The organism is Mesorhizobium sp. M2C.T.Ca.TU.002.02.1.1, from assembly GCF_003997225.1.
The window spans coordinates 1-5,890 of the sequence record NZ_RZTO01000362.1; the positions used below are offsets into that span (position 1 = coordinate 1).

General features: G+C 64.2%; 7 protein-coding genes. All 7 read right to left on the reverse strand.

What is annotated here, in order from left to right; all coding sequences use genetic code 11:
- A partial coding sequence (locus tag EOD07_RS19240) for a citramalate synthase (RefSeq protein WP_127236596.1) occupies positions 1–1,078 on the reverse strand: 1,078 nt, incomplete at its 3' end.
- 53 nt (positions 1,079–1,131) lie between these two features.
- Positions 1,132–2,097 (reverse strand): prolyl aminopeptidase, encoded by a 966-nt coding sequence (gene pip / locus EOD07_RS19245; protein WP_127236597.1) that lies wholly within the window; start codon positions 2,095–2,097, stop codon positions 1,132–1,134.
- Positions 2,094–2,570 (reverse strand): GFA family protein, encoded by a 477-nt coding sequence (locus EOD07_RS19250; RefSeq protein ID WP_116390226.1) that lies wholly within the window; start codon positions 2,568–2,570, stop codon positions 2,094–2,096. Before EOD07_RS19250 ends, pip begins: the two co-directional genes overlap by 4 nt.
- Entirely contained in the window at positions 2,567–3,058 is a 492-nt protein-coding gene (locus EOD07_RS19255) for a GFA family protein (RefSeq protein WP_127236598.1), read from the reverse strand. Before EOD07_RS19255 ends, EOD07_RS19250 begins: the two co-directional genes overlap by 4 nt.
- Positions 3,059–3,079: 21 nt before the next feature.
- Entirely contained in the window at positions 3,080–3,466 is a 387-nt protein-coding gene (locus EOD07_RS19260; protein WP_127236599.1) for a VOC family protein, read from the reverse strand.
- Positions 3,463–3,855 carry a DUF559 domain-containing protein gene (locus tag EOD07_RS19265; protein WP_127236600.1) on the reverse strand — a complete coding sequence of 131 codons (393 nt, stop codon included), beginning with the start codon at positions 3,853–3,855 and terminating at the stop codon, positions 3,463–3,465. The genes EOD07_RS19260 and EOD07_RS19265 overlap by 4 nt, the downstream gene beginning before the upstream one ends.
- A 202-nt stretch (positions 3,856–4,057) precedes the next feature.
- Positions 4,058–5,500 (reverse strand): cysteine--tRNA ligase, encoded by a 1,443-nt coding sequence (gene cysS / locus EOD07_RS19275; protein WP_127236601.1) that lies wholly within the window; start codon positions 5,498–5,500, stop codon positions 4,058–4,060.
- Positions 5,501–5,890 lie beyond the last annotated feature (390 nt).

A 5,890-nucleotide genomic window follows, 5' to 3' on the forward strand; every position in this document is an offset into this window, starting at 1 on the left:
GATCGTCCCTGGGCACCTCGATGCCGCGCCGCTTCAGCTCGGCGAGGAAATTCGCCTTGCCGCCCTGGTCGGAGACCATGACGCGGCGGCGGTTGCCGACGGCTTCCGGCGGCACGTGCTCATAGGTCGCCGGCTCCTTGGCGAGAGCCGAGGCATGGATGCCGGCCTTCGTTGCGAAGGCGGAGGAGCCGACATAGGGCGCCTGCGGTTCCGGCGCGCGGTTGAGCAATTCGTCGAAAGCCCGGGAAAGCCTGGATATTCCTGTCAGATCCTCCGCCGAAATGCCGGTTTCAAAGCGATCGGCGAAGGCGGACTTCAGCGAAAGCGTCGGGATGATGGTGATGAGGTTGGCGTTGCCGCAGCGCTCGCCGATGCCGTTCAGCGTGCCCTGGATCTGGCGCACGCCGGCTTCGACGGCGGCCAGCGAATTGGCCACCGCCTGGCCGGTGTCGTCATGAGCGTGGATGCCGAGATGGTCGCCGGGGATGCCGCCGGCGATGACCTTGCCGACGATTTCGCGCACTTCCGAGGGCTGCGTGCCGCCATTGGTGTCGCACAGCACCACCCAGCGCGCGCCGGCATCAAAGGCGGTCTTCGCGCAAGCCAGCGCGTAGTCCGGGTTGGCCTTGAAGCCGTCGAAGAAATGTTCGCAATCGACCATCGCTTCCTTGGCCGAAGCCACCGCCGTCTCGACCGAGGCCTTGATCGATTCCAGGTTTTCCTCATTGGTGCAGCCGAGCGCGACGCGCACATGGTAGTCCCAGCTCTTGGCGACGAAGCAGATGGCATCCGACTTCGACTGCACCAGCGCCGCCAGCCCCGGATCGTTGGAAGCCGAGACTCCCGCCCGCTTGGTCATGCCGAAGGCGACGAATTTCGCGCTCTCCGTCCGCTTCTTCTGGAAGAAGGCGGTGTCGGTCGGGTTCGCGCCTGGATAGCCGCCTTCGACATAGTCGATGCCGAACACGTCGAGCAGCCTGGCGATCGCGATCTTGTCCTCGACGGAAAAGTCGATGCCCGGCGTCTGCTGGCCGTCGCGAAGGGTGGTGTCGAAGAGATAGAGGCGTTGCTTTGTCATGGCAGTAGCTCGAAATGCCGCGCTCCTTCAGTGTGGAGCGCGAACGTACATCACTATTTCCCCGCGAACCCATCCGTCGCCCGGATCAGCCGATCCAGAATCCCCGGTTCGGAATAGGCGTGGCCGGCGCCCTCGATGAGGTGGAAATCCGCCTTCGGCCAGGCTTTGTGCAGCGCCCAGGCGTATTTCGCCGGGCATGGCATGTCGTAGCGGCCGTGGACGATGGTGCCGGGGATGTCCTTGAGCTTCCAGGCGTCGCGCAAAAGCTGCCCTTCCTCCAGCCAGCCGGCGTGGACGAAGTAATGGTTCTCGATGCGGGCGAAGGCGACCGCATAGTCGTCCTGGCCGAACGGGTCGCTGGTCTCGGGCTCGGGAAGCAGCGTGATCGTCTCGCCTTCCCAGATGCTCCAGGCACGGGCTGCCTCGACCTGTGCCTTGCGGTCGGAACCGACCAGCCGCTTGCGATATGCGGCCATCATGTCGCCGCGCTCGGCCTCCGGGATGGGCGCCAGGAAGCGCTCCCATTTGTCGGGGAACATCTCGGAGACGCCGAACTGATAATACCATTCGAGTTCGGCGCGGGTGAGCGTGTAGATGCCGCGCACGACCAACTCGCTGACGCGCTGCGGATGCGTCTCGGCATAGGCGAGCGCCAGCGTTGAGCCCCAGGAACCGCCGAACACCAGCCATTTGTCGAAGCCCGCCATCTCGCGCAGGCGCTCGATATCGGCGACGAGATGCCAGGTGGTGTTGGCCTCGAGCGAAGCGTTGGGCGTCGACTTGCCGCAACCGCGCTGGTCGAACAGGATGACGTCGTAGAGTTTAGGGTCGAACAGCCGCCGGTGTTTCGGCGAGATGGTGCCGCCCGGGCCGCCATGCAGGAACACGGCGGGCTTGGCGCCCCTGGTGCCGCAGCGTTCCCAGTAGACGGTGTGGCCGTCGCCGACGTCGAGCATGCCCGACTCGAACGGCTCGATCTCGGGATAGAGCGAGCGCAAGGAACCGCTGTGTATCGTCATAGTTTCAAGCCCTGCTGCGGCCAGTTCGCCGTCTCGTGGTCCGGGTGCTGGAAGGAGATGATCTGCTCCTGCCGCCGATAGAAATCGGGATCGTCGAGGATCGGCGCCTCGAAGATCTTCTCCACCCAGGGCAGCCGCACGGCGTAGTTGACCTGGATCTGCGGCGCGAGATCGGAGCGGTCATCGAAGGCGCCGATGGCGATCTCCAGCGCGCCGGGCTGGCGGTAGGTCAGCGGCGTGCCGCAGCGGGCGCAGAAGCCGCGGTCGATGTTGACCGAAGACTGGAAATAGCTCGGCTCCTCATGGGTCCATTCGACGCCGTCCTTCGGCACCGTCACGAGAGCGCCGAAGAAATTGCCGAACTGCTTTTGGCACATACGGCAATGGCAGATGGACGGGCGCCCAAGCTTGCCCTTGATGCGGAAACGCACGGCGCCGCACTGGCAGCCACCGGTTCGAACTTCATCGGTCATGGTTTTTCCTCCGGCGGCCATTGGTCGGTGTCGTGGTCGGGATGCTGATAGGAGACGAGCTCGGCGAGATACGGCGCCGACGAGACATCGCCCATCGTCTCCTCCGACGGCAGTTTCGGGATGCCGTCGACATAGGGAAGCTTCGCCTCGACGCCCCACTGTATGGTGGGCGCGATACCGGTCGGGTCGTCGAAGGCGGCGATCGCCAGCGCCACGCCGTCCGGAGCCTCGAAAGTCAGCGGCGTGCCGCATTCGGCGCAGAAGCCGCGCCAGGCAGCATTGGACGAGCGGAAACGTTTCGGCTCGCCGCGCGTCCAGTCGAGCGTGGCGCCGCGCACCGAGACCAGCGGCAGATAGAAATTGCCGCTCGCCTTCTGGCACATGCGGCAATGGCAGACCGAGGCGTCGCCCAACGCGCCTTCGACGCGGAAGCGCACGGCGCCGCACTGGCACCCGCCGGTGTAGATCGGCCTGTTGTCGAGGCTCATGGCCCGCTCCTGGTCATCGGCTCACTCCGGGTCATGGCAGACCGCCTCGACATTGTTGCCGTCGGGATCGAAGACGAAGGCGCCGTAATAGTTCGGGTGATAGTGCGGGCGCAGGCCCGGCCCACCATTGTCCTTGCCGCCGGCGGCAAGAGCCGCCGCATGGAAGGCATCGACCTCGGCGCGGCTGCGCGCGGTGAAGGCGATATGCTGGTGGTCCTTCGGCTTCTCCTTGCCTGCGCTCATCCAGAACACCGGCCGGTCGCGGCCATAGCCGCCGACCTTGGCGCCACCGGTATATTCCTCAGGCACCATGTAGAGCAGCGACGCTCCCAGCGGCGCCATCGCCTTGTCGTAGAAAGCCTTGGATGCGTCGAAATCGGATACGGTGATGCCGAGATGATCGATCACGGGACGAACTCCTCCGTTGGTGGCGCGGCGGTCAAGCCGGCCACGATGACGATGTGCTGGCAGACATTGTCGATATCGCGGATCACGTCGTCGTTCCAGAAGCGCAGGATGGTCCAGCCTAGCGCTTCCAGCCTCGCGTCACGAACCGTATCAGTCGCCGCGACCTCGGCCGAAGCATGCTGAGACCCATCGAGTTCAACAATCAGCCTTTTAGCGGGACAAGCAAAATCAACGATGTAGCCAGCTATCGGCATCTGGCGCCTGAACGCCATTCCCATCAGCCTGTCGGCGCGCACCTCATTCCAAAGCTTCAGTTCAGCATCGGTCATCGCCTTGCGCATCTTGCGCGCACTGCCGCGACTGACGGGCGATACCCGATGATGGGTCATCGCGAGGCCCCCCTCTCTGCCCTGCCGGGCATCTCCCCCTCAAGGGGGGAGATCAGCAGCTTCGCCGACGGCACCCAATCGTAAACGTTGGCGATTGGCGAAAGCCTGGGCGACATCCAATCTCCCCCCTTGAGGGGGAGATGTCCGGCAGGACAGAGAGGGGGGCCTCGCTCGAACCTCTCCATCAAGAGAGCATCGACCCTCACCGCTTGATCTCCCACGTCGTCACGCGCTCGCCCGTCGCGGGATCCTTGCCGTCCTTCAGCTGCACGCCCTGCGCCAGCAGCTCGTCGCGAACCCGATCCGCCTCCGCCCAGTTCTTCGCCGCGATCAGCGTGAGCCGGTCCGCGATGGCCTTTGCCACCGCCGCCTCGTCCACCTTGGCCGCGCCGACGTCGAAGCCGAGGAAGGCCAGCGCTGCCTTCAGCGAAGCGGCGGCTTTCTCGCCGCCGGCGTCGCCCGCTTCGCTGGCAAGCTGCGTCAGTCCCTGGAAGGCGGCGTAGGTGGCGAGATCGTCGGACAGCGCTTCCACCACCCCGGTCGGCAGATCCGTCGAGGCCGCAGGCGCCAGGTCTGCCGCCCGCTTCCATTTGCGCAACGTGTTTTCCGCCTCCTCAAGCTTGCGCACGGAAAAGTCGATCGGCTCGCGGTAATGAGTCATCAGCATCGCTAGCCTGAGCACCTCGCCGGGCCATTTCCTACCGCCGAACGTCTCGGTCTCCAGCAGCTCATGGATGGAGAAGAAATTGCCGAGGCTCTTCGACATCTTCTGGCCTTCGACCTGCAGGAAGCCGTTGTGCATCCACACGTTGGCCATGACCTTGGTGCCGTGGGCGCAGCGCGACTGGGCGATCTCGTTCTCGTGGTGCGGGAAGATCAGGTCCAGCCCGCCGCCGTGGATGTCGAAAATCTCGCCGAGATAGGCGGCCGACATGGCCGAGCATTCGACGTGCCAGCCGGGCCGGCCCCGGCCCCACGGGCTTTCCCAGCCGGGCTCTTCGGGCGTGGACAGCTTCCACAGCACGAAGTCGCCGGGGTTCTTCTTGTGCGCGTCGACCGCGATGCGCGCGCCCGCCTGCTGCTCGTCGAGATTGCGCTTCGAGAGCTCACCATAGTCCGGCATCGAGGCGGTATCGAACAGCACCTCGCCGCCGGCCACATAGGCGTGGCCGCGCTCGATCAGTTGCCGGATCAGCGACAGCATGTCGGCCTTGCCGTCGGCACGGGGCGCGACGAACTCGGTGGCGCGCGGTTCAAAAGTCGGCTGCAGGCAGCCGAGGGCCGCGACATCCTTGTGGTATTGGTCGGCGGTCTTTTCGGTGACCTTGCGGATCGCGTCGTTGAGCGACAGTTTTCCGGCCGCGATCTCGCCGCCGAAATCGCGCAGCGCCCTGGCATTTATCTTGTCGTCGACATCCGTGATGTTGCGCACATACGTGACGTGGCTTTCGCCGTAGAGATGGCGCAACAGGCGGAAAAGCACGTCGAAGACGATCGCCGGCCTGGCATTGCCGATATGGGCAAAGTCATAGACGGTCGGGCCGCAGACATACATGCGCACATTGCGCGGGTCGATCGGAACGAAACGTTCCTTCGTCCGCGTCAGCGTGTTGTAGAGGCTGAGGCCCTTCGATGCGTCCGACATGCGTGCCCTTCCGATCCCTTAGATTGGTCGGAGCCTTGTCTGCGCCGAAAGCGCAAATCAGGCTCCAGCCTGCTGGCCGGGGCGTTTTTCCGATCTGGGGAAAGATGAGGCGAAAACGTCCGGACCAGCGCGAGGCTAGCCAATAATGCAAATGCCACAAATGGCGAAAGACGTTTTCATGGGCGGCTTTATCGCGCCGGCGGGTGTTGCCGTCAAGTCGCTCCACCGAGGAAAGATGTCGCTGGATCACAGGTAAAAACAGGCCGAAACATTTTATTAAACATGTCGGCACAGTGATGAAACATTCGCCGGCTAGACCGCCAGATGTCACGATTTGGTCGGAATCGGCCGCCAAACGCTGAACACGAAACCGTTACCAGGGAAGAGAAC

Excerpts from the sequence above, each read along its gene's own strand:
- pip (WP_127236597.1), bottom strand. The coding sequence starts at position 2,097 with ATGACGATACACAGCGGTTCCTTGCGCTCGCTCTATCCCGAGATCGAG.
- EOD07_RS19250 (WP_116390226.1), bottom strand. The coding sequence starts at position 2,570 with ATGACCGATGAAGTTCGAACCGGTGGCTGCCAGTGCGGCGCCGTGCGT.
- EOD07_RS19255 (WP_127236598.1), bottom strand. The coding sequence starts at position 3,058 with ATGAGCCTCGACAACAGGCCGATCTACACCGGCGGGTGCCAGTGCGGC.
- EOD07_RS19265 (WP_127236600.1), bottom strand. The coding sequence starts at position 3,855 with ATGACCCATCATCGGGTATCGCCCGTCAGTCGCGGCAGTGCGCGCAAG.
- cysS (WP_127236601.1), bottom strand. The coding sequence starts at position 5,500 with ATGTCGGACGCATCGAAGGGCCTCAGCCTCTACAACACGCTGACGCGG.